The 26,209-nt window shown below is 46.0% G+C and carries 24 protein-coding genes and 1 riboswitch; of the genes, 10 read left to right on the top strand and 14 right to left on the bottom strand.

Annotated elements, in window-relative coordinates; translation table 11 throughout:
• Window positions 1-314 precede the first annotated feature (314 nt).
• Window positions 315-1,667 carry a citrate/malate transporter CimH gene (cimH, locus tag AB447_RS20550; protein ID WP_048354259.1) on the top strand — a complete coding sequence of 451 codons (1,353 nt, stop codon included), beginning with the start codon at window positions 315-317 and terminating at the stop codon, window positions 1,665-1,667.
• 40 nt (window positions 1,668-1,707) lie between these two features.
• On the opposite strand, the gene AB447_RS20545 is transcribed toward cimH, so the two are convergent.
• From AB447_RS20545 to ltaS, 7 genes are all read right to left on the bottom strand, one after another.
• Complete coding sequence (locus AB447_RS20545) at window positions 1,708-2,556, bottom strand: glycerophosphodiester phosphodiesterase (RefSeq protein ID WP_048354258.1); 849 nt, start codon at window positions 2,554-2,556, stop codon at window positions 1,708-1,710.
• A gap of 131 nt (window positions 2,557-2,687) precedes the next feature.
• Window positions 2,688-2,957, bottom strand: a complete 270-nt coding sequence (locus AB447_RS20540; RefSeq protein ID WP_048354257.1) for an excalibur calcium-binding domain-containing protein — start codon at window positions 2,955-2,957, stop codon at window positions 2,688-2,690.
• A 149-nt stretch (window positions 2,958-3,106) separates the two neighbouring features.
• Window positions 3,107-3,736, bottom strand: a complete 630-nt coding sequence (locus AB447_RS20535; protein ID WP_048354256.1) for a hypothetical protein — start codon at window positions 3,734-3,736, stop codon at window positions 3,107-3,109.
• Between the two features lie 97 nt (window positions 3,737-3,833).
• Complete coding sequence (locus AB447_RS20530) at window positions 3,834-4,619, bottom strand: hypothetical protein (protein WP_048354255.1); 786 nt, start codon at window positions 4,617-4,619, stop codon at window positions 3,834-3,836.
• Window positions 4,620-4,640: 21 nt separating this feature from the next.
• Window positions 4,641-6,497: a ribonuclease YeeF family protein gene (locus AB447_RS20525; RefSeq protein WP_048354254.1), complete on the bottom strand. Its 1,857-nt coding sequence runs from the start codon at window positions 6,495-6,497 to the stop codon at window positions 4,641-4,643.
• 52 nt (window positions 6,498-6,549) lie between these two features.
• The gene (locus tag AB447_RS20520; protein ID WP_048354253.1) at window positions 6,550-6,978 is read right to left on the bottom strand and encodes a YwqH-like family protein; all 429 of its coding nucleotides are present in this window, start codon (window positions 6,976-6,978) and stop codon (window positions 6,550-6,552) included.
• Window positions 6,979-7,177: 199 nt separating this feature from the next.
• Entirely contained in the window at window positions 7,178-9,097 is a 1,920-nt protein-coding gene (gene ltaS, locus AB447_RS20515; protein ID WP_048354252.1) for a lipoteichoic acid synthase, read from the bottom strand.
• Between the two features lie 344 nt (window positions 9,098-9,441).
• Here ltaS and AB447_RS20510 point away from each other — a divergent pair, with 344 nt between their 5' ends.
• Window positions 9,442-10,029, top strand: coding sequence for a DUF4352 domain-containing protein (locus AB447_RS20510; RefSeq protein WP_048354251.1), 588 nt, complete (start codon window positions 9,442-9,444; stop codon window positions 10,027-10,029).
• Between the two features lie 50 nt (window positions 10,030-10,079).
• Here AB447_RS20510 and AB447_RS20505 read toward each other — a convergent pair whose 3' ends face one another.
• A complete protein-coding gene (locus tag AB447_RS20505) occupies window positions 10,080-10,637 on the bottom strand; it encodes a YfjD family protein (protein ID WP_053075399.1) in 558 nt (185 codons plus the stop codon).
• 195 nt (window positions 10,638-10,832) lie between these two features.
• The gene (locus tag AB447_RS20500) at window positions 10,833-11,669 is read right to left on the bottom strand and encodes a YitT family protein (protein WP_048406456.1); all 837 of its coding nucleotides are present in this window, start codon (window positions 11,667-11,669) and stop codon (window positions 10,833-10,835) included.
• 71 nt (window positions 11,670-11,740) lie between these two features.
• Window positions 11,741-11,846, bottom strand: a riboswitch (guanidine-I (ykkC/yxkD leader).
• 177 nt (window positions 11,847-12,023) lie between these two features.
• Between AB447_RS20500 and argR the strand changes: the two genes are divergently transcribed.
• The 6 genes from argR to AB447_RS20465 all read left to right on the top strand — a co-directional run bounded on the left by argR (window position 12,024) and on the right by AB447_RS20465 (window position 18,255).
• Window positions 12,024-12,464 carry an arginine repressor gene (argR, locus tag AB447_RS20495; RefSeq protein WP_048354250.1) on the top strand — a complete coding sequence of 147 codons (441 nt, stop codon included), beginning with the start codon at window positions 12,024-12,026 and terminating at the stop codon, window positions 12,462-12,464.
• A 280-nt stretch (window positions 12,465-12,744) separates the two neighbouring features.
• Window positions 12,745-13,983, top strand: a complete 1,239-nt coding sequence (gene arcA, locus AB447_RS20485; protein WP_048354284.1) for an arginine deiminase — start codon at window positions 12,745-12,747, stop codon at window positions 13,981-13,983.
• Window positions 13,984-14,011: 28 nt separating this feature from the next.
• Window positions 14,012-15,019, top strand: a complete 1,008-nt coding sequence (argF, locus tag AB447_RS20480; protein ID WP_048354248.1) for an ornithine carbamoyltransferase — start codon at window positions 14,012-14,014, stop codon at window positions 15,017-15,019.
• A 53-nt stretch (window positions 15,020-15,072) separates the two neighbouring features.
• Window positions 15,073-16,479 carry an arginine-ornithine antiporter gene (gene arcD, locus AB447_RS20475; protein ID WP_048354247.1) on the top strand — a complete coding sequence of 469 codons (1,407 nt, stop codon included), beginning with the start codon at window positions 15,073-15,075 and terminating at the stop codon, window positions 16,477-16,479.
• Window positions 16,480-16,510: 31 nt separating this feature from the next.
• Entirely contained in the window at window positions 16,511-17,461 is a 951-nt protein-coding gene (gene arcC, locus AB447_RS20470; protein WP_048354246.1) for a carbamate kinase, read from the top strand.
• 116 nt (window positions 17,462-17,577) lie between these two features.
• Window positions 17,578-18,255, top strand: coding sequence for a Crp/Fnr family transcriptional regulator (locus tag AB447_RS20465; protein WP_048354245.1), 678 nt, complete (start codon window positions 17,578-17,580; stop codon window positions 18,253-18,255).
• Between the two features lie 214 nt (window positions 18,256-18,469).
• Here AB447_RS20465 and AB447_RS20460 read toward each other — a convergent pair whose 3' ends face one another.
• The 3 genes from AB447_RS20460 to AB447_RS20450 are packed head-to-tail and all read right to left on the bottom strand — an operon-like array spanning window position 18,470 to window position 20,885.
• The gene (locus AB447_RS20460; RefSeq protein WP_048354244.1) at window positions 18,470-19,204 is read right to left on the bottom strand and encodes an ABC transporter permease; all 735 of its coding nucleotides are present in this window, start codon (window positions 19,202-19,204) and stop codon (window positions 18,470-18,472) included.
• A gap of 11 nt (window positions 19,205-19,215) precedes the next feature.
• Window positions 19,216-19,974: an ABC transporter permease gene (locus AB447_RS20455; protein ID WP_048354243.1), complete on the bottom strand. Its 759-nt coding sequence runs from the start codon at window positions 19,972-19,974 to the stop codon at window positions 19,216-19,218.
• A complete protein-coding gene (locus tag AB447_RS20450) occupies window positions 19,971-20,885 on the bottom strand; it encodes an ABC transporter ATP-binding protein (protein WP_048354242.1) in 915 nt (304 codons plus the stop codon). Before AB447_RS20450 ends, AB447_RS20455 begins: the two co-directional genes overlap by 4 nt.
• A gap of 273 nt (window positions 20,886-21,158) precedes the next feature.
• Here AB447_RS20450 and AB447_RS20445 point away from each other — a divergent pair, with 273 nt between their 5' ends.
• Window positions 21,159-21,881, top strand: a complete 723-nt coding sequence (locus AB447_RS20445; RefSeq protein ID WP_048354241.1) for a response regulator transcription factor — start codon at window positions 21,159-21,161, stop codon at window positions 21,879-21,881.
• The gene (locus AB447_RS20440; RefSeq protein ID WP_048354240.1) at window positions 21,878-23,299 is read left to right on the top strand and encodes a sensor histidine kinase; all 1,422 of its coding nucleotides are present in this window, start codon (window positions 21,878-21,880) and stop codon (window positions 23,297-23,299) included. The genes AB447_RS20445 and AB447_RS20440 overlap by 4 nt, the downstream gene beginning before the upstream one ends.
• Before the next feature lie 23 nt (window positions 23,300-23,322).
• Here the strand turns inward: AB447_RS20440 and AB447_RS20435 are convergent, their stop codons facing one another.
• Together AB447_RS20435 and AB447_RS20430 are read right to left on the bottom strand one after the other, a co-directional pair.
• Entirely contained in the window at window positions 23,323-24,759 is a 1,437-nt protein-coding gene (locus tag AB447_RS20435; RefSeq protein WP_048354239.1) for a glycoside hydrolase family 1 protein, read from the bottom strand.
• Window positions 24,760-24,782: 23 nt separating this feature from the next.
• The gene (locus tag AB447_RS20430; RefSeq protein ID WP_172796382.1) at window positions 24,783-26,093 is read right to left on the bottom strand and encodes a PTS sugar transporter subunit IIC; all 1,311 of its coding nucleotides are present in this window, start codon (window positions 26,091-26,093) and stop codon (window positions 24,783-24,785) included.
• Window positions 26,094-26,209 lie beyond the last annotated feature (116 nt).

The following is a 26,209-nucleotide window of genomic DNA, read 5'->3' as shown; positions in this document are numbered from 1 at the left end:
GGGCTGAAAGCCTAAATAATTGATTTCTTTATGACGGATTAAGAGCCTTTTTGTGTCGTTTTTTTTGAAATAACCGGAAATTCGGGAAAAACCAGCTTGGCAGCATTCTATTATTTTTCAGCAAAAACGATATTTGGTGCGGCTTTTCGAAAAATGAACGATCGCCGACGAAAACGCCGGCAGCCTCCGGAGTTTGCTGAACACAGGGATAGGACTTCTTTCGCACTTGTCTGAATTTTGATTTTTTTAGTATACTTAATTTAGTTAAATAACACATCAACAAAGGGGACTATTAACAGAATGGGGGAAATCAAATGGAACAAAGATCAGAGGTGCAAAGCCTGCCTTTTCAAACGATAAAGGAAAAAGATGATAACTTTATCGCCAGAGCAATGAACATCACGATCGGCATTATTCCGCTTCCTGTATACTTGCTGCTGCTTGCTTTGATTGTAACGTTTGTATATATGCACGATTTGAAAAGCGATATCTTGACGTCAATCGCCGTCATGGGCTTTTTCGGCTTTACCTTTGCGCAAATCGGTAAATCGATTCCGGTCGTTCGATCCATCGGGGGAGCCGCGATCATCGCTACGTTTATTCCTTCGGCTATCGTGTACTATCACTTGATTCCAAACGACATCGTAAAATCGACAACAGAGTTTACAGAAAACTCAAACTTTCTTTATCTATTTATTTCTGCAATTGTCGTTGGAAGCATTTTAGGAATGAAAAGGGAAACACTCGTCAGAGCATTTCTTAAAATTTTCATTCCGCTGATCGCCGGATCTATCGCCGCTGCAGCAGTCGGCTTAGCGGTCGGCACAATGCTCGGCCTCGGTTTTCAGCATACGCTGCTGTATATTGTCCTTCCGATCATGGCCGGGGGAGTCGGTGAAGGCGCAATTCCGCTGTCGATCGGCTATTCCGAAATTATGCATATGCCACAGGGAGATGCTTTTGCGCTGGTACTTCCATCAATTATGTTCGGAAGTTTAACCGCTGTCATTTTATCAGGCGTGCTCAATGTCATAGGGAAGAAAAAACCGGAATGGACGGGCAATGGAAAAGTCGACCGTTCAGAAAGCGGGGACGTTTCTTCGCTTGAGTCTCACGATAACGAAAAAGAAAGCGTTTTTAACCTTACGAATTTCGCGTCAGGCGGCATATTGGCAGTTACGCTCTATTTGGTCGGCATGCTGTCCCATGACTTATTCGGTTTTCCGGCACCTGTCATGATGCTCTTATTGGCCGTCGCCATCAAGCTGTTCCGCCTGGCGCCCGCCCATATTGAAAGCGGTGCTTTCAGCGTGTCGCGCTTTTTCTCAACCGCGGTTACGTACCCGCTCCTATTTGCCATCGGGGTTTCGATGACACCGTGGGACAAGCTGATCGCCGCTTTTAACGCTGCCAATATTATTACGATTTTCTCTGTCGTCATTACGATGATAACCGTCGGCTTTTTCACCGGAAAGTGGCTGAACATGTACCCGATCGAAATCGCGATCATCAATGCCTGCCATTCCGGGCAGGGCGGTACGGGCGACATCGCCATCCTCAGCGCAGCAGAACGGCTTGAGCTTATGCCGTTTGCCCAGGTGTCGACAAGGATCGGCGGCGCCATCACCGTTACGCTCACACTGCTGATCCTGGCCCAGATTTATTGAAAAAGATAAGCCTGCAGAAGGGTCTGCAGGCTTCTTATGTTTAACGTATTTTTTTCGGAACATAATCCGGGTAGTCTGTGACGATGCCATCCACTCCCGCTTGCAAAAGCGGAGGAACCTCATCACGGGAACGCACGGTCCACGGCGTAATTTTCATGCCGAGTGCATGAATGCGGCCTACGAGCGTCGGATCAGCAGCCACATTCCCTAAATGGGCGTTGACATAGTTCGCATATCCGGCAAACTCGTTCAATTTGGCATCCGTCAGATCGGAAGGACGGGACGTTAACACCCCTGTCGGCACAGATGGAAGCAATTCGTGGATGCGGCGGACGGAGTTAAAGTCAAACGATTGAACAATCACTTTACCGTTTTTCGGCTTATCCATTTTCCGTTTTTTCAGGGCGGCCGCCACCTTTTCTTCAATCCCCGGATAAAGGGCAGGCTCTTTCAGCTCAATCAGCAGCCCGATTTTTCCTTTATAGCGGTCAAGCACTTTCTCAAACGTCGGGATCCGTTCACCGGTGAACTGAGGTCCGAAATAGCTGCCGGCATCAAGCTTGCACAGCTCTTTAAGCGTCAGATCCTTTACTTTTACCGGCGCCTTTGAATCGATGTCTGTCGTGCGGTTTACCGTTGTGTCATGAATGACGACGAGCTTCCCGTCCCTGGACATCTGAACATCAAGTTCGATATAGTCGGCCTTCATTTTGCGCGCTTTGTCAAAAGCCGCGACCGTGTTTTCAGGCGCATATCCGGAAGCGCCCCTGTGTGCGATCACATCCACTTTGTGAGGCTTCGCCGCCCGTGCGTTTGGCGTGAGCAGCAATGAACCGAGAGTAATACCAACCAATAAAAACAATACGACTTTTTTTAAACTTGCTGACACAATCTCCACTCCCCTTTACCTTTGCGATTCGGAACAACAGTATAGCTTCATACTGTAAAGATTATGTTGCAGCAGTTTTAATTTTCATTTTTATGCAAAAAAGATCCCCCGTTTCGGGAGATCTGAAGCCCTTATCGTTCACAGGCAATTTTATCTTTATCGCGGTCGAGCTTTTTATTGGCGTCATACAACGCTTTTGAAACATACGGCTTGTACTTCGTTTTTCCGCCTTTGTTCTTTACCGATTTTGAGCGGGCCACGCCGCCTTTGTACACCTTGTTTAACGCCTTGCAGTTTTTATATGTTTTTACCTTTGTTTTGGCTTCAGCCGCATCGCCGGCGCTAAAAGAAAAGCCGATGATGAGACCTAAAGACAAAAGTGCAGCAAATAGCTTTTTCACCTTCTATTACCCCTTTCGTTTATGTATATCTGAATCTATCATAAGTGATTTAGACTCGCCTATCAAGAAGAAAATGACATTTTATTGAATAAATAGTCTCAAAATAAGGAAGGTCTTTTAGCCCTGTCAAACATGAATAAAAGCGAGGATCAACTGCGTTTCCCCGCTTTTTTTAAAACAGAGTCGATTTCATAAGCCAATTCTTTCGGATGGATGCACAGCATCTCTTCGAGAGGGCGCTTCCAGTCGCCGTCTTTGATCAGTTTAACGGCATAATGACCTGCCGGATCGTTTTCCGGATACCATTCCACATCAAGGAGCAATTGCTCCTCCTCATGCTCAAGCTGAAGCAAGTCCCGCTTGAAATCAGACAGCCACACGTCACTCTCTGGATTTAAATCGCCGGGATTCGTATCTGTTAAGGCATGATGTGAAACCTTCCAGCCGTCCGGAATCCGAAGCCGCAGAAGATTGCGGGGACCGCCTGATTCGCACCCTTCCTTCCATATCATCTCTTCCAATCTCTCAACAAGCTGTTCATACGGTATTTGAAACATCTCGGCGGCCGGCTTCTCATCGATAGTAAACATCTTGACGGCATAATGGAGATCTCCCGCACTCTCGACTTGTACAATTTTATGATTCTCTTCATTTTCCAATACTAATAACGTTTGACGGCCCTCCCGAATCGGCTTTTGATATAAATGGTTTTCTTTCACCTTCCATCCTTCCCGGATTTTCAAAGGGTGCAGCTTGAAAAAATAATGCAATGTCGTCAACCGTCCCAACTCCTCTCCATCGCCTCTCACATACCAGCTTATGCGGCGGCGCGATGTTTAGAACAAGCACAAAAAAACTTGGAGAGGTCTCTCCAAGTTAATCTGTCAGCTGATAGAGCGTAATTTGGCTGAGAAGGTCGTCATTGTGGCTGCACAGCACGGCTATTTTTCCCCGGCTAAGAAATCTTCCTCTTAAAAACGCCATCCGGCCTTCCGGCGCAAGCGTTATCCGTTCTGTTTGATCCGCCAGTTCGATAATATTTTCTTGTATGAACAGCGCCGCATCGCCTGAGAAATCGACATCATGCGGCTTATAAGCGGATGTCAAAAAGGTTTTATCCCGGCCAGACTGGTAAACATAGTATCTGTTATTTCTTGTATTGACGATGATTTCCGATTTCTCTGCATCATAGCGGACAACCGGCAAATCCTTTGTTTCCTCCCAAAACGCATAGAATGAACCATACTTCTCTTTTACATATGTCTGTTCAATGCGATTGAACGCATTGTCTCTAGTACCGTATCTGTAAAACTCTCCGTCATAGGTGACGAACACAATCTCATCGCTGCCCCAAACATGATATTTTGACAGAACGGGAAGGTCTCCTTCTATATCGCACACCTTATGGGCCATGCTCTTTAAATCGAAATAAAACAGCCGCTTGTCATCATGAAAGAAAACGGCCAATTCTTCGGTCAGCGCGTTTTTAAAGGACGCATCAACGACGATGTCCTCCAACCCGATCTTTTCGATGACGTTCAAACGATCATCAAGCACCATGATTCCTTCATAATCGTCATTAATGACGATTTTCCCCGGAAACACTTCCATAAAGTAGACATCTTTATCAAGATTGCATTGAGTGATTTCAAGTAATTTCATCGTTTTTTCCTTTCAATACGGCTATTTTATTAATTTGGAAATCGATTTGGTCGCATCTGCTTTGCTTTCATCCAGGACGCCGCTGATCGGATCAGCTTCTCCCAAATGTTTTCTCCCTGTGTGGTCAAATACCTCGACGTGAGCGGCTTCCCCAACATGAAGCGTGTCACGGTAATAATACAAACCGTCTTTTTCGTAGACCGTGGCGCCCTTCACCCTGACTTTCGTTCGTTTAAAGTCGTCTCCGCTAAGGAATGTTTCATGGTCCTGCGGCACCCTTTTTTCTTTTACGTAGCTTCTGTTGCTCTTATTCAGCTTTTCGTATAATTCTCTTCTTTTTTCCTTGCTGTAGTTGTTGCCGTTGTGAGCGACGTAATCTTTTTGCGACATGCCGTCAGGCTTCGGATCCCAGTGCGGTTTTGACCGTCTGCCGCCATCTTTCACGGAAAACGCCATCAGGTCGCTGAGCGGCTTTTTCTCGACGCCTATTCTGCTCATCACCGGTCCGGCATGTGTAGCAAGCTGTTCGACGCGGATGCCGACAGGCACTTCAAAGCGGCCGATGCTGTTTTTCACTTTGCCGACAGCGTTTCTTGCCCTGCTCAGCTTATCGTTGATCCATTTGCTGCTGTGGGCATTGTAAGGAATTTTTTTGACCGGCAGTTTGTCCGCATAACGGGCGGCTGCTCCGACGCCGGTTATTGCGAACGCATTGAACAGGCTTTGCTTACGCTGTTCATCGGTCAATTTGTTTCCGAACATGTCGCGGCCCGTGATTGCTTCTCCAAAACCGTTTGCTGCCGTTAACCCGTAAATTCCGAATTCGGCTTTTTTCAGGTAATCGAGCGATTTCGCCGACTTATAGGCGTCAAGGGCATGTTCTGCAGCATTTAAGCCTTTCGCCGTTTTATATATCGCTTTGCCGCCTTTAAATGCACGGCCGGCCCAGCCGACGACTGGAATGAATCCGGCGGCTGCCATGGCGCCGGCGGTGACCCGCTCTGCCGCTGAGAGCTTTTCGCCCGTCACCGGGTCGATGCCGTCTTTCGCCCTCTTATAATCATAATAGCCCGTGACTTCCCCGGTAAAGGTGCATACCGTATCCCACGTTTTTGCATACCACGGTCTGTTTGCCTTCTTCTCCTGTTCTTTCGCGATTCTCCTCGCTTCTTCCTGCTCCTTTTTAATCTTCAAATATTCGGCAGTGCCTTTTTCTACATCGTCTTTTAGCTTGTAGACGTCGCTATTGTGATAAGCTTTGGCGTCAAAGTAGAGAGGTGACGCTTCCTTTCCCTTCTGTGTGGCAGTAAAAAGCGCACCGTACAATCCGGTAACAAAGCTTTCTTCCGTTTCCGATAAGGCGTACTCCGATTTTAAGTCTTCGTCAAATTGATTGACTTTTTTGACCGTTTCCTCGCGCTCCTTTTTCGCTTTATCAAGGCGCTCTTCGAAAGTGTCCTCAGAAAATGTTTCAAGGGACATGATGTCATCGATCTCATTGAAGATTTTTTGCAGCTCCTTTTTTTGTTCAGAGACGATTGACTTAGACGTCGTATAGGCGTTTGAGAGGTCATTCTCTAAAAAATCAACATTGACGACCGTATCCCCGGCAAGATCGAGATCTTCAGAAGCGCCTGAAATACCGCCGAAAAAGGCAATCTGCTTATCAATCAAGCCGATCCATGCGTCCGCAACATCAATCTGAGCCTGATAAAAATCTTTAATGGCGTCAGCGCCTTCTCCCTGAAAATCTTCCCCCAGGTTCACGACGCCGTGAAATTGCTTCTTTAAATCGGCGATTTGCTCTTTTAAATCTTGATATTGTGTTGAGCGCTCTTTCATTGCGGAGATCAAAGTTTTTGCTTCATAGATTTTCATCGGCCATAAGCCCTTTCTTTAGAAATTTTCTTGCCAAGCGTTCACCATCGCCTTAGAACAAGCGCCGTTTCAGGTCGCTGATGGTACTTCCCAATTCTTCGAGCGCTTCCTCGCCTTTGGAGAGCAGCTGATCCGCCGTGTGAGCGAGCCCCCTCGCCGCGGATAAAGCCCCCTGCTCGATTTCCAGCATCACGATCTTGGACTGAATTCTCGCTTTGTAGCCTTCATAATCGTCCGTTATAATGTTTTCCATCTCGTTGTATGCGTCATCTCTCGCTTCATTAAACTTTTCCGAACGGTTTCCCTTCCATGAAGCACCGAGATCAGGTTTTTTGATTTGTTTAATTTCTTCCAAAGACGTGTTCTGTTCCGTTTCGATTTTGCTTTTTGCCCGTTTAAGCCTTGATATTTTTTCTTCCAGGTCGGCAGATTGGCTCGAAATCGCCGCATGTATGCGGTCTAGCATATCTGAATAGCTCATTGAACCGTCACCTCTTCATTATCCAATATGAGAGACTAAAAGATCATTTTTGAAAATTCCAAAAAATTCATTCCTAGGCCTTTTTCCATAATTTAAATTATAAGTCTGAAAGTAGCAGAGATGAATAGGAAAATGTACTCTTTTTAAATACAAAAATAAAAACGCCTGACGGCTGAAAGCGTCAGGCGTTTTTTTTGATTTATTCGCCGGTTTTTTCTTTTCCATAATGGTATTTTGACGGATCAACAGGCGTGAAATCCGAGAGTTTATGGAATCGCAGCAAGTCTTTATAGAGAACCTGATCAGACAGATTCAGCTTTTCAGCCACCTGTTTTTTCAGGTTTTCGGTTTCTTTGTTCGGCTTCAATTCTTTGCCGGTTTTCGTATCGTACACCGTCGAGTCGATCATCGTGTATTTAGGCGTTACATAGTTGCCGTTTCTGAATGCGACTGTTTCGTCGTGGTCTTTTGAAAAGAGATCCGTACCGAAGTTGATGTAGTTCTTATTATCGATTCCTTGCAGGTGGAGCAGTGTCGGCATGACATCCGTTTCACCGCCATACGTATGGTTGACTCCGCCTTTTTTGCCAGGAACGCGGATCATCAGCGGCACGCGCTGGTTCATCGCATTTTGATACGACGTAATCTCTTTGCCTAATACTTCTTTCATCGCCCGGTTGTGGTTTTCGGAAATTCCGTTGTGGTCGCCGTAGATGACGATTACGGAATCATCGAGTAACCCTTCTTTTTTCAAGTCTTTGAAGAACTGTTCGAGCGCTTCGTCAAGATAGCGCGCTGTCTGGAAGTAGCCGTCAACCGTATCGTCTCCTGTCGTACCTCTTTCAAGCGTTGCATCTTTTTCATCCAAGATGAACGGATAATGGTTCGTCAGTGTGAGCAAATGCGCATAGAACGGCTGTTTCAGCGATTTCAGCATCGGAATGGATTCTTCAAAGAACGGCTTATCTTTCAAGCCAAGGTTGACCAGGTTGTCTTCTGACATGTCATAAGAGCTGGCGTCGAAGAATTTGTCATAGCCGATCTGCTTGTATACCTGATCCCTGTTCCAGAAAGACTTATAATCTCCGTGCAGGACGGCGCTTGTATATCCTTCTTTCTGGTTCAAAATCGCAGGCAGCGACTGATACGTGTTTTGCCCTTTCGTCACAAAAGCCGTACCTTCCGGAAGCCCGAAAAGACTGTTGTCCATCATCAGCTCAGCATCGGCCGTTTTGCCCTGTCCGGTCTGATGGAAAAAGTTATCGAAGTACGTCATGTCTTCTCCGCCATGCGCCAATTTATTCAAAAACGGCGTGACTTCTTTTCCATTCAGTTTGTAATCGATCAAAAGCGACTGGAAGCTTTCCAAATGGATTTTGATGATGTTCTTTCCTTTCGCAGCACCGAAGTATTCGTCATTCGGCTTTGCATAGTGGGAGTTTGTATAATTGATGACGCTCGTCAAATCATCGCTGCTGGCATACGCTTTTTGCGTCGCGTTCTGAGCAGCCTGTACGCCGTCATAAATCGTATAGTTGTACGGCCCCAAATATTTTACGATATAGTTTCTGTCAAATGTTCTCGTCAGAAGCTCGGGGCGGTCTTTTTCAGCGATTTGCAGGTTGATATAAAACAGAAGAACACCCGCCAAAACGATCAAAGCACCCCATCTTTTCTTCAATTGGGAAGCTTTCAGTTCAGGCCTTTTCACGCATAATGCGATTAAAATGACCAAGTCAATGATATAGATGAAGTCATGGGGAGACATGATGGCAAACACGCCGTCTGACATGTTGCCAAGGTTTCCGGCCTGCTTCAGATTTGCAAAAGTTAAAAAGTCATCAAAGAAGCGGTAGAACAAAATGTTCGCATATAACACAAACGTCATCACGACATCGAGGATAATCATCCATATTGCCGCGCGCCGCCCTTTTGCAAATAAAGCCAAACCAAGAAAAACGATGGTAAAGCTTAATGGATTAATAAACAGTAGAAACTGCTGCGTGCTTCCCTTCACGCCCAAATTAAATTCCAATAAGTAGGATGCATAGGTTTTAGCCCATACGAAAATAACAGCTAACAAGAAAAAGCTTAGCTTATGTGAGAATATTTTTTTCATGATAACCTCTACCTTTTAACATTTTAGTCGTTTTTTGATCCGGCATGCGGTTCATCAATGCAAAGCAAACTAGATTAACAATAACACAGAATAGGAGAAACGGAAAATCTTTTTCCATCATTTAGCTCCCGGTGCATTGCACTGCCTTTAGTATGACGGATGTCTTCCGCGAAAGGTTTCACAACAATCTATTTTACTTTATCCGATTTATTTTATCCAAAGGTTTTCGGGATGTTTGGACGGCTTTCATGGCGAATTTAAGCATATAGACCTATTTGAAAACCAAAACAATATAACTAGAATAATACAGAATAGTATTTTTATGAATCTGGAGGAAAACGAGTATGAAAAGGTTTCTCATGCTATCGGCTCTCCTGTCTCTCGGATTGATCCTTGGAGCGTGCGGACAATCAAGCAGCACAGAAGCTGATCATAAAAACAAGGCTGAAGAAACGAAAACAGATCAAAAAGCAAAAAAAGAACAAAAGGCAAAAGAAGATCAAAACGATCAAAAAACGTATAAAATCGGCGAAAAAGCCACAAGCGACGGGCAAACGGTTACAGTTTCAAAAGTAAACAAAGTAAACAGCGGCAAATATTTCGCAACCGACGGGCAAACAAAGGGCTCATCATTAAAACATGATGAACAGCTTGTCGTCGTCGATATCACGCAGGAAAACGGCAGCAAAGAACAGGTAGCCGTCAACCCGCTAAACTATGAATTAAAAGACAGCGATGACAAAGTGCATAAGATCGTCGCAAGCACCGTTACGCTAAAAACTCAATTTGAACCGGTAGACTTGGCGGCGGGCAAAAAAAATTCAGGCCAAATTGCTTTTGTCACAAAAAAGAATGAAAAAGACTTAACATTGATTTTTCATCCAAATTTTTTCACCAAAGAGCATCCGTTATACTTTAATTTGAGCAAATAACAGACGCCTTTCTGATGTCAAAGCAGGGATTGCCCGCTCCCTGCTTTTCTTTACGCATTTTTATGAAACTGATTCAGATAAGCTTTTCTCTGCGCTTCGGTAAACTGGCCGATCCAATCCTGCCGCGCTTCCTCCGTCATATATGAGAGGACGTGAAGCTCGACCGCTTTGTAAAACTCCGGCTCAGGCAGGATGTTGTACGTCGGAATCCTCACCAATCCGTTCCCTCGCGTCTGAATCAGGACATCCATAAAGAAAATGCCCTTCGGACTGTAGGGATGTCGATCCATTCTGATACTTTTAATATCTTTGATGTCCACCGATTTTTTCTCCGTGAACAGCCGGCCGCAGTCTCCTTCTTCGATGCGGAAGATGACATTTCCTCTTTTCGTGAAAGCGGGAAAAGCCGATAAAAATAATACAAAGAAAAATAAGCTGCATAATAGCCCTAGAGGTATAGCCAACAGATAAAATTTTGTTTGAAACGTGATCCCCATATAGAATACCCACAGACTCGCTGCTCCCATTCCAAATGAACCAAGAAAAAGCCAAATCCTGAAAAACATTTTGCTTTTCACTTCAATTGTCCGTTTTTTCCCCTGTTCCAATCATAGACCTCCTTAACATCAGCAAACGAATCTTTTCTTTTTCGGCATGCAAAGCCGAAAATTCCTTTTTATTTCAGGACGCTTTCATTTTTCCGAAAATGAACTGCTCTTTTTCATCATTGTTCAAAATCGCCATTCTGTAAAGTGATTGAAACGCTTTTGCTAAAAAAGCTGCCGGTGACATCCGGCAGCCTTCTATTTCGATATATCAACAAACCCCTCGCCAAAAACATCCCTTACATCGTGAATGATGACAAAGGCCTTTTTGTCGGTGCTTCTGATGATCTTTTTCAGCATGGACAGCTCCTGCTTATTGATCACGATATATAAAATCTCTTTCGAATCACCCGTATAATGGCCGCGGCCCGATAAGACCGTGACGCCTCTGTCCATCAGCGTATTGACCTGTTCGGCGATGTCGTTTTTGCGCTCCGAAATAATCGTAATCGCTTTTTTCGTATTGAGCCCTTCAATGATGAAATCCATCACCTTTGTGGCAATGTAAAGCATGACGATCGTAAACATCAGCTTTTCGGCTCCGATGATGAAGTAAGAACTGAATACGACCACCAAATCGATCATTAATAAAGCATAGCTGATATTCCAGTCAAAGTATTTATTGGCGATTCTCGCGAGGATCGCCGAACCTGCTGTCGTTCCCCCGACGCGGATGATCATGCCGATTCCGACGCCGGCAAATACGCCGGCAAAAATCGCGCTGATGATCAGTTCATGAGAGGGGATCGCCCAATCTTCCGTAACGTGCAGAAAAAACGAATTGGCCGCTACCGCGATGATCGTGTATATCGTCGTTTTTTTATCCAAAAACCTATAGCCGATGATAAGGAGAATTCCGTTCAGGATAAAGTTGGTCACACCCGGCGACCACTCAAACAGATAATACAAGATGAGGGTAACCCCTGTAACGCCCCCTTCTCCGAAATCGTTCGGTATCGCAAACAAGTTAACAGCCAACGCAAAGAAAAATGCGCCTATCATAATCATGATGATATCAATGAGTTTCTTTTTCATATTTGTCAGCTCCTTTTCCCATGATGAAATGATCAAAATAAAAACCCAGGAGAGAGCTCGAAACGAGCAAAAACTCCTGGGCTTTTATCCCACCGTGTCATAACGATGTATCGTTATGTGTTTTCTCTCGGACCAGACCAACGCTTCAGGCATTGCGGAACCCTAGAAAACCACCTTTTCTTTCGTTCTATCAATTTGTCATCTCCAAGCATTATAAGTGAATTTCGGCAGCCTATCAACCCCCTTTCTCATCCATAAAAGATTTGATTTTCTGTAAAATAGCTTCCATGTATAAACGAAAAAACGTCCTATAATAATAGATGTACGTGCTTGCTTTTTTTAGGAGGCGCCAATATGGATAAGCAGAAACGGCAATGGATCATCAAACAGATCATTCTCGAACATCCCGTTGAAACGCAGGAGCAGCTGACCGGCCTTTTAAAGAGCCGCGGCATTACGGCCTCCCAGTCGACCATTTCAAGGGATATGAAAGAGATGTGCCTTGTCAAACAGATCGATGAAAACGGAAAACTCGTCTACCGCACAAACGCTTCTTTATCATTAAACCCTTCAAAAATTTTGAAGGAGAAAATTTCGGATGTCGTCCTGCAGGTCACCCGCTCGGGAAATCTGGTCATCATTAAAACGATGCCCGGGAATGCCCACACGATCGGCGTTCTGCTCGATCAGCTCGGACGGCCCGAAATGCTGGGCTGTATTTGCGGAAATGATACATGCCTTGTCATCTCTCAATCTCCTGAAACGGCTCAAGCATTCTGCGAGAATTTGTGCTGATGCCGTCCTCCAGAGCCGCCCTATACGGGGCCGGCTTTTTTATTTCCGAAAAAATTTTTTCGAAAAATCTCAGCAAAAAATATACAGCGTTTATACGTTTTCTTTGTTGGCCTGACAAAGGTTTATATTCATTTTGTCATATTTATTCATTTTTGCTTTTGCCCCATCAAAAAATAAGTGAAATAGTTCACATTTTTGCTGTTATCGCTTTCACAGCGTCATCTTTCCCGCTGTTTTAAGCTGTACGTGTAACAAAAAGAGCTTAGGAGGCGGGATGATCATGACGACACCGATTCACGTTTACTCAGAAATCGGCACTTTGAAAACGGTCATGCTGAAGCGGCCCGGGCGGGAATTGGAAAACCTCACACCCGAGTATCTTGGACGGCTTCTTTTTGACGATATTCCTTTTTTACCGGCCGTTCAACACGAGCATGACCAATTTGCAGAAACTCTTAAAGAACAAGGCGTAGAAGTTCTCTATTTAGAGAAGCTGGCAGCGGAAGCGCTCAAAGACGAATCAGTCCGCGAACGGTTTGTCAGCGAGCTTTTGACGGAAAGCAAAGCAGACGTAAACGGCGCTTTCGACAGATTAAAGGAGTATCTGCTCTCGTTCGATACGGACGCAATGGTCGATCGTGTGATGAGCGGAATCAGAAAAAACGAATTGGAAAAGGGCATTCGTTCCCAATTGCACGAGATGATGGATGATCATTATCCATTCTATCTCGACCCGATGCCAAACCTTTATTTCACAAGAGATCCGGCAGCCGCGATCGGCAGCGGGCTGACCATCAACAAAATGAAAGAACCGGCCCGCCGGAGAGAGTCGCTGTTCATGCGCTACATCGTCCAGCACCATCCGCGATTTAAGGGCCAGGATATCCCGATCTGGCTTGACCGCGATATCAAGTTCAATATCGAAGGCGGAGACGAACTCGTGCTGAATCATGAAACCGTGGCAATCGGCGTCTCTGAACGTTCATCCGCCCAGGCGATTGAGCAATTGGTCAGAAATCTATTTAAACGCCAAAGCCAAATCCGCCGGGTGCTGGCCGTAGAAATACCGAAAACCAGAGCTTTTATGCACTTGGATACCGTGTTTACCATGGTCGATCGGGATCAGTTCACAATTCATCCGGCCATTCAGGGGCCTGAAGGAGACATGCGGATCTTTGTCCTTGAACGCGGAAAAACGGAAGACGGCGACATTCAAATTACCGAAGAGCACAATCTGCCGGACGTCCTGAAGAAAACACTTGGTCTCTCAGATGTGAATCTGATCTTCTGCGGAGGCGGAGACGAAATTGCTTCGGCCCGGGAGCAGTGGAATGACGGCTCAAATACGCTCGCTATCGCTCCAGGCGTCGTTGTCACCTATGACCGAAACTACATCTCAAATGCCTGCTTGAGAGAACAGGGCATCGAAGTCATCGAAATTCCGAGCGGGGAGCTTTCAAGGGGCCGCGGGGGCCCGCGCTGCATGAGCATGCCGCTGTACCGCGAGGATGTCAAATAAACAATCCAGTCAAAAGGAGAGAGTCAAAATGGAGAAAACAATCGATTTAAAAGGCAGAAGCTATTTAGCCGAAAAAGATTTTTCAGAAGAAGAAATCCTTTATTTGCTCGACCTTGCCCAAGAATTGAAAGACAAAAAAGCACAGGGCATCAAACACCGCTATTTAGAAGGCAAAAACATCGCGTTGCTCTTTGAAAAACCGTCAACAAGAACGCGTTGCGCCTTCACAACCGCCTGCATTGACCTCGGCGCTCATCCGGAATATCTCGGCAAAGACGATATCCAGCTCGGCAAAAAAGAATCGATTGAAGACACGGCAAAAGTTCTCGGCAGGATGTTTGACGGCATTGAATTCCGCGGCTTTGAACACGAAAAAGTCGAGTCGCTGGCCGAACATTCAGGCGTTCCGGTTTGGAACGGGTTAACCGATCTATGGCATCCGACACAAATGCTTGCCGACTTTATGACGGTTAAAGAACACCTTGGACGTGTAAAAGGCGTCACACTGACCTATATCGGAGACGGACGGAATAATGTCGCCAACAGCCTGCTCATCGGCGGAGCCAAAGTCGGCATGGACGTCAGAATCTGCTCGCCTCAAGAGCTCTACCCTGATAAGGAAATCGTGAAGCTGGCGGAAACGTTTGCGAAAGAATCCGGTGGACGCGTGACCGTAACAGACGATACAGACAAGGCTGCTTCCGGAGCTGATGTACTGTATACGGACGTCTGGGTGTCCATGGGAGAAGAAGACAAGTTTGCCGAAAGGATCAAACTTCTTAAGCCTTACCAAGTCAACATGGAACTCGTGAAGAAAACCGGAAATGACAATGTCATCTTCCTGCACTGTCTGCCGGCCTTCCATGACCTTCATACGACATACGGACAAAACGTTTACGAACAGCACGGCCTCAAAGAAATGGAAGTGACAGACGAAGTGTTCCGCAGCAAGCATTCCAAAGTATTCGATGAAGCGGAAAACCGCATGCATACGATCAAAGCTGTCATGGCGGCGACACTTGGCGACCTTGACTGACCGGAAAAGGGAACATTCCCTTTTCCATCTTTAAACCGAATGAGGTGACAAAAATGGCGGAAGAAAAAAAACTGGGTCTGTTTGCACTCATTGCGCTTGTCATCGGATCAATGATCGGCGGCGGAGCCTTCAACATCGCAAGCGACATGGCGGCTGGCGCCGGGGCCGGGGCAATTTTGATCGGCTGGGTCATCACCGGAGCCGGCATGATCGCCTTGGCCTTATCATTCCAAAATCTCACGGCGAAACGGCCTGATTTAGACGGCGGTATTTTCACTTACGCTCGGGAAGGATTCGGCCATTTCATGGGATTTAACAGCGGCTGGGGATACTGGTTCGCGGCCCTTCTCGGCAATGTCGCATACGGTACGCTGCTCTTCAGCGCCGTCGGGTATTTCATCCCCGTGTTTGGCGACGGCCAAAATATCGCATCCATTATTGGGGCAAGCGTGATTCTTTGGGGCGTTCACTTTTTGATCCTGCGGGGCGTCCAATCCGCTGCCATGATTAATCTGATTACGACCATTTCGAAACTGGTGCCGATTTTTGCTTTTATCGTCGCCGTCATCTTTGTTTTTCATCTTGACTTATTTACCGGCGATTTTTGGGGAAAAGGGCTGTCGCTCGGCTCAATCGGAACGCAAATTAAGAGCACGATGCTTGTCACCGTTTGGGTGTTTACCGGCGTTGAAGGCGCGGTGCTGTTTTCAAGCAGGGCCAAAAAATCGAGCGATGTCGGCAAAGCGACCGTCATCGGGCTGATCAGCGTGCTCGCCATTTATGTGATGATCACTATGCTCTCCCTCGGCGTCATGAATCAAGAAAGCCTTGCCGGACTTCCCAACCCGTCAATGGCTGCAATGATGGAGCATATCGTCGGCAAATGGGGGGCCGTGCTGATCAACCTGGGTCTCGTGATTTCTGTCTTGGGCGCATGGCTGGCCTGGACGCTTTTTGCCGGAGAGCTGCCGCTGATTGCCGCACGGGAAGGCGTCTTCCCGAAGTGGTTTGGCAAAGAAAATAAAAACGGCGCGCCGACAAACGCGCTGGTGCTGACAAACGCCATCATTCAGCTGTTTCTGCTGACGTTTATCATTTCGGATGCGGCTTACCGGTTCGCATTTTCGCTGGCTTCCTCAGCCATCTTAATTCCGTATTTATTTTCTGGATTATACCAGCTCAAATACAGCTGGCTGCACAAGGGGCCCGACCGTTGGAAAAACGTCATCATCGGGCTGATCGCAAGCATATACGGCATATGGCTGATCTACGCAGCGGGGCTTGACTACCTGCTTTTGACCATGATTTTATACGCGCCTGGCATTTTGGTATACCGGGCCGTTCGCAAAAATAAGCAAGCTCCGGCATTCAACAAGGCTGAACTTGTGGTCGCCGCAGCCATTCTGATCCTGGCTGTATTTGCCATCGTGAAATTGGCATCTGGAGGCATTTCCATTTAACAAACATCACTGAACGAGAGGTGGTTTCATTATGAAAAAAAGAAAAATCGTCGTTGCACTGGGCGGGAATGCGATTCAAGCCGGGGACGCAAGCGCGGAAGCACAGCAGCAGGCATTGAAAGAAACGGCAGCATATTTGGCTGATATGCTCGACAGCGGCACCGACATCATTATTACACACGGAAACGGCCCGCAAGTCGGGAGCCTGATGATTCAGCAAAAAGCGGCAGATTCCCCAAAAACGCCGGCAATGCCTCTTGAAACGTGTGTATCGATGACACAGGGAATGATCGGCTATTGGCTGCAAAACGCAATCGATGAAGCTCTCCATGCGAAAGGAAAAGACAAACATGCGGCAACCGTCATCACCCGTGTCGCCGTCAGCGGCGATGATGAAGCATTCCGCAACCCGACGAAGCCGATCGGACCGTTTTACAGCGAACAAGAGGCGAAAGAGCTGATGAACAGCGGGAACGGGGACATCGTCTTTAAAGAGGACGCGGGAAGAGGCTGGCGCCGTGTTGTACCGTCACCTGTCCCCGTATCCATCCTTGAATACGATGTCATCAACGATTTAGTCGAAAAAGGCCATATTGTCATCGCGGCAGGCGGGGGAGGCATTCCAGTCATTGAAGACAACCGGTCCGTCAGCGGCATCGACGCGGTCATCGACAAGGATTTTGCCGCTTGCAAATTAGCAGAGCTGGTTCAGGCAACCGAACTGATTATTTTAACCGCCGTCGATTATGTCGCAATCGATTATTTAAAACCGACGGAACGGACGCTCAAACGCGTTACAACCGACGAGCTGAAAGGCTATATAGAAGAAAAACAATTCGCAGAAGGAAGCATGCTGCCAAAAGTGAAAGCTGCCATTCAGTTTGCCGAAGCAGCGAAAGGAAACAAAGCGGTGATCACCTCCCTTCAAATGGCGAAAGAAGCCCTTGAAGGCAGAGCCGGCACGATTGTCGAACAGGGTTAAGCGGCATGAGGAAGGGCTCGGAAAGGGTTCTTCCTTTTGCCTGCCGCCCAAAACATGTAAAATTTAAAATGATAAGCCACAATCATAAGAAAAACGGATAAGGGTGGTCGTTTCATATGAAAAACAAAGACATCATACATCATCTGAAAAAGTTTCCTCTATTCGCTTCCCTGAATAAAAAGGAGCTGGAAAACATCAAACAGTTCATCTATTGGCGCACCTATCATAAAGGCCAGATTTTATTTATGGAAGATGACCCCCGGGAACGAATGTATCTTCTTCTTGACGGCTTTATTAAACTCGAAAAATCAAACGAAACGGGATCGATGTTTTATACCGACTACGTACGCCCCCATACGCTTTTTCCATTCGGCGGCTTGTTTCGCGACGAGCATTACCATTATTCCGCCGAAGCCTTGACAGATATCGAACTCTACTATATTCCCATGAACATCTTTGAAGATCTCGTCAGGGACAATAAAACGCTCCTTTTTGATGTTCTCAATGAATTATCCGACATTCTCGCCCTTCATGAAGAAAGGCTTAAGCGAATCACGCTCTCGCATGCGCACGACCGGGTGACGCAAGCGATCTATTACCTGACCGAAAGCCTCGGCGAAAAAGAACGCGACTCAACCATCATCAGCTGCCCGATCACGGCGGCGGAAATCGCCAAAATCTCCGGCACCTCCCGCGAAACCGTCAGCGCCGTCTTGAAAAAGCTCCGCTGTGAAGGCATCATCAGCCAGATGAACAAGCAGATTATGATCAACCGGCCGGAGTATTTTGCATAAACTCCCCTTGAAAAGTGCAAAATCGACGTATGATATCATTCCGTTTTTATCGGGATGATATCATAAAGAAATCATATGTTTCCTCCACATGTCATAATAGAATTGCTTTTTTCTATTCATTCGTGATGCGTTCCTTAATGATTTCCCCCGCTGGATCAGAATTTCTTAGATATCCTTAAGCTGCCGGGAGAGAAAATCATAATTTTTAAAGACCTTAAACCATATCTCTCCGTGAAAAATTTCTTACTCCCAGCACCGTGAATAGGATTAACAAAACAATTAATACACCATAAAACAACGGATATGAAGCAATAGGCGATTCATCAGGAGGAGACATCCCGAGCATAGGCAGAGCCCAAGGGTATATTTGCCCCAATGGCGTATTTGCGGCAAGTATGGACGGCAAAGTAAAACCGATGCTGACCGCAAGCGGGATCCCGAATGTCTTAAACCTGATGGAAACAATCAGCTGCAGTACGATCAGCGGAAGGCTGGCAATCGATCCTTGGACAACGTATCCCAAGATCGCGAAAAAAGGCAGACCTCCTTTTAGTCCGTTAAGAAAGCCGACCATCATAAAGAGGATGAATAAGATGCCCATCGTCGCAGCCACCATCACCGCAACCATGACGCTTTTCGCAAAGAAAACCCGGGATCTTAAAACCGGGAGGGCCAAAAGCTGCTTCCATCCTCCTATATGTTCTCCTCTGCAGACAAAAGCAGCATAAATGCCTACAAGAATCGGCAGTACAAAGGATCCCATGAAAACGGCAACCTGAGTCCAGGCTTCAATCCATTCGTTGTCGCCCGGCTGCACAAACAGATTATAGTTATTGTGAAAGTTCGTATAGGCCAATATGACGCTGATCAAAGGAGCCAATACATACAACACCCACATTTTCGAGCGTTTTAATTTCAACCTTTCGGCAGCTAATATATTTTTTAACATCATACATCCTCCTACAGCACATCTCGCTTTTTAAAGTGAAAGGCCCCCATGAACAAAAGCGCCATTCCGACAAAAACATTAATCACGACAAAAGCGGATAGGTCCGGATTGCCCCCAAGACCCTCATATTGCAAAATGACGGTCGATGACTGGCTCGGGTAAGCGAGCGGAAACCACCGCGTCGTCATTCCGGCAGCTAAAAATAGACCGACAATCGAGCTGATTGTACCGATGAGAATCGAAAAGGCCTGGTTTTTAAATGTGATGGACAGCCATAATTGAAAAGACATGACCGGCAGCGCCGTAAGCAGCATGGCAAAGCTGTCTCCGAATAGAAGCCCCCACGGTACCGGCCCTTCAAATCCCAAAGCCTTCCCAAGTACAACCATGCCTATTGCAAATATCGCCGCGGTTAATAGCAGACTGTTGAAAAGCCAAATATATTTGCTTAAGTAAACTCTTACTTTTGATATTGGCAAAGACAGCGTTTGCTTCCACGAATTTGTCTGATGCTCTATATTTGCAATAATGGAAGCAATGATCGTAACGGATAAAGGAAAACCCAATCCAAACAGCATGCTGTTGTCAAAAAGCATATACTGCCACATAGAAGAGGCCTTGAATATTTCGGCTTGCTTTTGGACATATTCCCCACGGTAAATTAGATTTAACAGCTCATATGCCAAAACAACAAGGGGGACTAGGAAGACTACAATAAATAAAGAGGAACGCTTCAGTTTCAAGAGATCGCCGTGCAGCACTTGTTTCATAAGCTCCCCTCCGTACCTGTCAAATCCAGGAAAATGTCTTCTAAAGAACGTTTTACTTCTTCTAACCGGTAAACAGAAACTCCCGATTTCACCAGCATTCCGTTGACTTCTGAAACAAACTCGGGGGATGTTTCGCTGATCCACAAGTTTCCTTCCCGAAGTTCTGCATGCAATCCCCGGTTTTGTATGATAGATTGGGCTTCATAAATATGATTCACGCCAATTTTCAGGAGCGGTTTTTGTTTTTTCCTCAACGCTTCGATATCATCTTGGAAAATGAGCTTACCGTTCATAATAATCCCCACTTGTGTCGCCATTTGATCAATCTCGCTCAACAAATGGCTGGATACTAAAACAGTCATCCCGTATTTATCCGGGAGCTCCTTGATCAACTCCCGGATTTCGTGAATGCCGGCAGGATCGAGTCCGTTCGTCGGTTCATCAAGCACCAGAAGATCAGGTTTGCTCATTAAAGCGGCCGCAATTCCTAATCTTTGCTTCATCCCGAGCGAATACTCTTTTGCTAACCGATCAGCCGCTTTTGACAGACGGACAATCTCAAGCGCTTCTGCAATCCGTGCTTCAGACAAATCCCGAACCCTGCGAATGACCTCAAGATTTTCCCTTCCTGTTAAATTTCCGTAATATGATGGCGATTCAACCAGGGAACCGATTCTCTGCAGAATTTGCATGCGGTTTTTGCGGATATCCCGGCCGAATAGGTGAATATCCCCTTCTGTAGGCTTGATCAAGCCTAACAGCATCCTGATCGTTGTCGTTTTTCCAGCTCCGTTCGGACCCAGAAAACCATATATTTGCCCTTTTTCGATTCTCAACTCTAATCCGCTGACCGATGTTTGCTTTCTAAATTTTTTTGTTAAATTTTTTGTCAATACAATATTTTGCACCATTGTTCCTCACCTCACCTTCATCATAGATCCGTTTACATAAATGCGCCTTAAACACTTTCTGAACATTACCTAAATACACAAAAGCAGCTGCGAATATATGGACACGCAGCTTACATATTCTAAACTTTCTCTTGTTCCAAAACATTTTATGAGTGCAATGAGAAATAAAAAATTGTAAGAAAGTTAAACATCACTTAAATTAAAGCCGGCATAACTTCCTTTACCAGCTATTTCGTGTGAAAATGAAAGCGTATCATTTGTGGAGGTCATAAAATGGATCATTCTTTCGGGCAATTTAAAGTGTTAATCGTCGATGATGACCAGCATATTTTGAATTTATTAAACGTGGTGTTTGAAAATGAAGGGTTCTCTCATGTCTTACATGCCGAAAATGGAGAGGAAGCGTTCTATCTGTTAAAACAGGAGCAACCTGATATTGTACTGCTTGATGTAATGCTTCCGGATACTGATGGGTTTGCTCTTTGCAATCAATTTCGCCAGTTCACTAATATCCCCGTCCTTTTTCTTACAGCTAAAACGTCTGATTTGGATAAACTGCAAGGTTTTAGTTTTGGCGGAGACGATTATATTACCAAACCCTTCAACCCTCTTGAAGTCGTTGCCCGTGTGAAAGCCCAGTTAAAACGATCTAAAGGTGCCGCGCCCTCACCGTCCAAGCCGTCTTATGATTTCGGGGACTTTCAAGTTAATGAAACATCAGGGAAGCTTGTTGTGGATGGAAGAAAAGTCGAATGCCCTGCTCAGGAGTTTAAGCTGTTGTTGTATTTTTGCAGCCAGCCCAATCAAATATTAAGCAAGCAAAAGATCTACAGGGATGTTTGGGGTGAATTTTACAACGGCGACAGTACGGTCATGGTACACGTGCGCCGGCTGAGGGAAAAAATTGAAAAAGATCCGGGCCGTCCAAAATGGATTAAAACTGCTAGGGGGCTGGGTTATATTTTTGAAGTTCAGCAGACGGGCGAGACGCAATGAAGCTGAGAGACCGCATTGCGTTTCACTTTATATCCCGAATCATTCTGCTGATTGCGATTTGCACCGCTCTGTTCGTCGTCAGCACGCTTTTTTTCACTTTCTTTCTAAATGACCGGGAGCCGCACAAATCACCCCTTTCTTTATCAAGCGTCGTTCGGCAAACAGCTGTAAAAGGCGGAAAAATATCCGTTGAAGCTGAGGCGATCAGCCATTTAAAGGAATACCATATGTGGCTCCAGATTCTTGATGAAAGGGGAAATGAACTTTATTCCTTCAACAAGCCGGACAATATTCCAAGCCACTATATTCCCGGCGAGCTTGTCTCTGATTATGTTTACCCCGCTAAAAAAGGCTTCCATCTATCAACATGGTTTGATACGAAAAACGGCAAGACATTGACGTGGATTATGGGTGAGCCATTTCAATCCGACAACCCGTTTCTATATTGGACAAACCAGCTTTGGATTCTTTCTATGATCATGATCGGGGTTATTGTTGCGCTGTATTTCGGAAAGCAGCTGGGCGCTCCTTTGCTTTATATCGTTTCATGGATCGAAAATCTCTCCAAAGGAACATATGCCGAACCGGCATCTCACTCTTTCATACCGAAGAAAAAGAAAAAACCCGGATATAAACTATATCAGGAACTCATGAATGCAATGAGCAACCTTACGGTGATTCTTCAGAAAAACAAAGCGGAAAGCGAGAAGCTGGAAAGAACGCGGGAAGAATGGATGACAGGCGTTTCACACGACTTAAAGACGCCGCTGTCAGTCATTAAAGGATATACCATTCTTTTATCATCTGAAAAACATGAGTGGAACAAGGAAAAGGTAAGGGATTTTGCAAACGTCATGAACGAGCGGGTAGAGTATATGGAAGAATTAATAGAAGAATTCAACCTCACCTTCCGCTTGAAAAATGATGCCTTTCCGATTCAAAAAGAAGAAAAGGACATAGTGGGCTTGTTAAGGGAAACTTTAACCGGGCTGAAAAGCTTGCCTGAATCGAAAGATAAACATTTCGAGTTTCTGGCGGACCAAGACGCAATTGCTTTTTATATGGATGAAAAATACATGCAGCGCGCCTTTGAAAACCTGATTGCCAACAGTATTAAGCATAACCCTCCCGGCACTGAAATAAAGGTCTTGATTGAAAACAGTGAGTCTCAGTCTTTAACCATTATCATAGAAGACAATGGTCTTGGTATGGAAAAAGAAACATTGGAGCATTTATTTGACCGCTACTACAGAGGAACGAACGCTTCTTCCGACACATCAGGCACCGGACTGGGCATGGCGATTGCCAGGCAGATTATTCATGCACACGAAGGTCATATTGAAATCTTCAGCAAACCTGGTCACGGGACTCAAATAAAAGTTATTTTTTCTAATAAAGAAGGGCCATCCCGTTTATGAGCGGGATGGTCCTTATCACGTTTTTATTTATACCGGAATTCCTCTGTTTCAAACCGTCTGTTTTTGATGATATCCCGATAAAAGCAAGCCGATTTTTTCAGCGCCCTGCTGCGGTTGTCCTCTAATCGGATTTCAACAAGGCCGTAGCGGTTTTTAAAGGCGTTCATCGGGGAGACGTTGTCGGTGAACGCCCAAAGCATATATCCTTTGCAGTTTGCGCCGTCGGCGATCCCTTTTATTGCCTCTCGCAAATGGGCCGAAATAAAATCGATTCTGTAGTCGTCCTGAATGACCCCTTCTTCATTTTTAAAACGCTCCTCATGTTCGACGCCCATGCCGTTTTCCGCAATCAGCCATTCGATATTTCCATACTCATGTTTAAGCCTCATTGACATGTCGTACACAATGCGCGGGCAGATCTCCCAGCCTCTGAACGGATTCATCTTTCGGCCGGGCAGCTCAAAGGGCTCATAGTAATAAGCAGGATGAAAAGGCGTCGATTCATTCCATTGCCTTGAAGGCGCTTGAACTCTCTTTGGATAATACAGGTTCACACCGACAAAATCGACCGTATTCCGCTTGATGACGGAAAGCTCCTCTTCATCATGCTCAAATAGGATGTCGTGTTTAACCAGGAGCTCCATCAATTCATCTGGATAGACGCCTTTTATGCTCGGATCTAAAAAAACCCTGTTAAAAAACAAATCATAGATTTGAGCCGCTTTCTGGTCATGGGGCGCACTCGACCTCGCATACGTGACCTCAGGATTTAAAATGACGCCGATTTTTGCGCCTTCTCTGAAACCTGGCTTCCTTTTCCGAAAAAGCTCCACGACCTTTGCCGTCGCCAATGCTTTATGGTAGTTCCATTGCATCCATTTTTTCGTGTTCTGCTCGTACGGATAGCGAAGTGCGTCAAGGTAGATCCGCGTTTGCGGCACGATCGGTTCATTAAAGGTAAACCAGTATTTCACCCTGTCCCCATACCGTTCAAACGCTTTTTCCGCATATGCCGCAAATAAGCCAACCACGTGTTTCGATCCCCATCCGCCGTACTGTTCCAGCAAGACAGCCGGGATTTCGTAGTGTTCAAGACAAAGCATCGGCTCTACTCCGCATCTCTGCAGCTCATCGATGACGTCATCAATATAGCCTGCATACACCTCGTCAACTTCGGCGGTTTCATAATCCAAAAGAAAACGCGACCAGTTAATCGACGTCCGGTAGTGGGTTAGCCCGATGTCTTTCATATATTGAATATCTTCTTTGTAGCGGTTATAAAAATCAGCCGCCACCGCCGGTCCGTATCCGTCATGCCATACATCAGGATCATTCTTGTACCACATATCCAAATAGGAATCCTGTGTCGGCCGCTTCCCGTCCCAACCCTCTGTCTGCCACGCCGACGCTGCTGCGCCCAGAATAAAATCGTCGGGAATCTTCCACGTTTGTCTGGCCATTTCGTTCGCTCCTTTCAACACCTTTACATGGAAACATTTTTTTCAGAACTGACCGTAAGGCTTCGATTCAACAACATCACAAACGGAAGATAAATAAGCGCGGAAACGATGATGCATACGATTTGTGTGACGACGGCGCCGAGGCTTCCCCCTGTCGACAGCCATGCGTTAATAATCGGAGGCGTCGTCCAAGGCACCATGACGACGGCTTTTCCGGCAAAACCCGCCACTGTCGCGATGTAGCCGATCGTCCCCGTCACAAGCGGCGTCACAATAAACGGGATCGCCATTAGCGGATTCAGCATAACGGGAACCCCGAAGATGACCGGTTCATTGATATTGAAAATGCCGGGGCCGAACGAAATTTTTGTAATGCTGCGCAAATCCTCCCGTTTTCCCGCAATAAAAATCGCGATCAACAAGCCAATTGTGACGCCGGAGCCGCCGATGCTCATGTACACATCCCAAAACGGCATCGTAATGATATTCGGAATCGATTCACCCGCTGCATAAGCATTCATATTAACGGTGATCGAGGCGAGCAGCAAAGGCTCCCTGATCGGCTTCACCATCTGGTTTCCGTGTATGCCGATCACCCAGAAAAACTGCGCAACAAACACCAGCAGCAAAATGCCGGGAAGTCCTTGAATAGCGCCTTCAAGCGGTTTTTGCACGACATTGTATACGGCTTCATGAAGGTATACGCCCGTCAGCCGATGAAACGCAAATCCGAAGCTGGCGATGATTGTGACGGTAATAATGGAAGGAAATAAAGTGCCAAACGATACAGAGACATTGGCTGGCACGCTGTCCGGCATTTTAATCCTGAGCCGGTCCATGCTTTCAAGCTTGCTGAAGATTTCAACGGACAAAATCGAAATAAACATGCCCAAAAACAGCGACTTCGGATCCGTAAACTCCTTGGCCAGCACGTTCATCACTTCCTGCATCGAACCGTTCACTTCCAGCAACACTGTCGATGGAATGACGGAGATATAAGACATCAACGCCATCATGCCCGGGAAAAACGATTTATGCCCATTTAACTTCCCGAGCTCAATCCCGATCAAAAACACCGCGCCGATCGTGATAAAGTTCAGCGTCGCATAATTGATCGATGCCATAATCGGCTCAAGCGCAGACAAAAAACGAAAAGGCTCGAAAACCGCCAGCCCCGTCTCAGGACTCATCACCATATTCTGCATCAAAACCGCGAACGCCCCGGCAATGATAACCGGCATCAGCGTGACAAACGCCGACTTAATGGCCATGATATACTTGAAGCTTGTTATTTTAAAAGCGACCCGCTCAAACGTCTCGGTCACCTTCGCCATCCTGCTCACATGCTCTCCCCCTTTTTTTGATGGTTTGCTTTTACTTTACATTGAAAACGCTTTCTTTTTGGTGCATATTTTTTCCTTTGGGAGAGGAAATTTTTAATGGGGGTGTA

The sequence above is a fragment of the Bacillus glycinifermentans genome (assembly GCF_001042475.2).
GTDB classification, from domain to species: Bacteria; Bacillota; Bacilli; order Bacillales; family Bacillaceae; genus Bacillus; species Bacillus glycinifermentans.
Note: the sequence above shows the minus strand (reverse complement) of the source record. Positions and strands in the feature narration are given on the sequence as shown.

What these genes read in the sequence shown, in the direction of transcription:
- cimH (WP_048354259.1), top strand. Translation starts at nt 315, where the DNA reads ATGGAACAAAGATCAGAGGTGCAAAGCCTGCCTTTTCAAACGATAAAG.
- AB447_RS20530 (WP_048354255.1), bottom strand. Translation starts at nt 4,619, where the DNA reads ATGAAATTACTTGAAATCACTCAATGCAATCTTGATAAAGATGTCTAC.
- AB447_RS20525 (WP_048354254.1), bottom strand. Translation starts at nt 6,497, where the DNA reads ATGAAAATCTATGAAGCAAAAACTTTGATCTCCGCAATGAAAGAGCGC.
- AB447_RS20520 (WP_048354253.1), bottom strand. Translation starts at nt 6,978, where the DNA reads ATGAGCTATTCAGATATGCTAGACCGCATACATGCGGCGATTTCGAGC.
- ltaS (WP_048354252.1), bottom strand. Translation starts at nt 9,097, where the DNA reads ATGAAAAAAATATTCTCACATAAGCTAAGCTTTTTCTTGTTAGCTGTT.
- AB447_RS20510 (WP_048354251.1), top strand. Translation starts at nt 9,442, where the DNA reads ATGAAAAGGTTTCTCATGCTATCGGCTCTCCTGTCTCTCGGATTGATC.
- AB447_RS20500 (WP_048406456.1), bottom strand. Translation starts at nt 11,669, where the DNA reads ATGAAAAAGAAACTCATTGATATCATCATGATTATGATAGGCGCATTT.
- argR (WP_048354250.1), top strand. Translation starts at nt 12,024, where the DNA reads ATGGATAAGCAGAAACGGCAATGGATCATCAAACAGATCATTCTCGAA.
- arcA (WP_048354284.1), top strand. Translation starts at nt 12,745, where the DNA reads ATGACGACACCGATTCACGTTTACTCAGAAATCGGCACTTTGAAAACG.
- argF (WP_048354248.1), top strand. Translation starts at nt 14,012, where the DNA reads ATGGAGAAAACAATCGATTTAAAAGGCAGAAGCTATTTAGCCGAAAAA.
- arcD (WP_048354247.1), top strand. Translation starts at nt 15,073, where the DNA reads ATGGCGGAAGAAAAAAAACTGGGTCTGTTTGCACTCATTGCGCTTGTC.
- arcC (WP_048354246.1), top strand. Translation starts at nt 16,511, where the DNA reads ATGAAAAAAAGAAAAATCGTCGTTGCACTGGGCGGGAATGCGATTCAA.
- AB447_RS20465 (WP_048354245.1), top strand. Translation starts at nt 17,578, where the DNA reads ATGAAAAACAAAGACATCATACATCATCTGAAAAAGTTTCCTCTATTC.
- AB447_RS20460 (WP_048354244.1), bottom strand. Translation starts at nt 19,204, where the DNA reads ATGTTAAAAAATATATTAGCTGCCGAAAGGTTGAAATTAAAACGCTCG.
- AB447_RS20455 (WP_048354243.1), bottom strand. Translation starts at nt 19,974, where the DNA reads ATGAAACAAGTGCTGCACGGCGATCTCTTGAAACTGAAGCGTTCCTCT.
- AB447_RS20450 (WP_048354242.1), bottom strand. Translation starts at nt 20,885, where the DNA reads ATGGTGCAAAATATTGTATTGACAAAAAATTTAACAAAAAAATTTAGA.
- AB447_RS20445 (WP_048354241.1), top strand. Translation starts at nt 21,159, where the DNA reads ATGGATCATTCTTTCGGGCAATTTAAAGTGTTAATCGTCGATGATGAC.
- AB447_RS20440 (WP_048354240.1), top strand. Translation starts at nt 21,878, where the DNA reads ATGAAGCTGAGAGACCGCATTGCGTTTCACTTTATATCCCGAATCATT.
- AB447_RS20435 (WP_048354239.1), bottom strand. Translation starts at nt 24,759, where the DNA reads ATGGCCAGACAAACGTGGAAGATTCCCGACGATTTTATTCTGGGCGCA.
- AB447_RS20430 (WP_172796382.1), bottom strand. Translation starts at nt 26,093, where the DNA reads ATGGCGAAGGTGACCGAGACGTTTGAGCGGGTCGCTTTTAAAATAACA.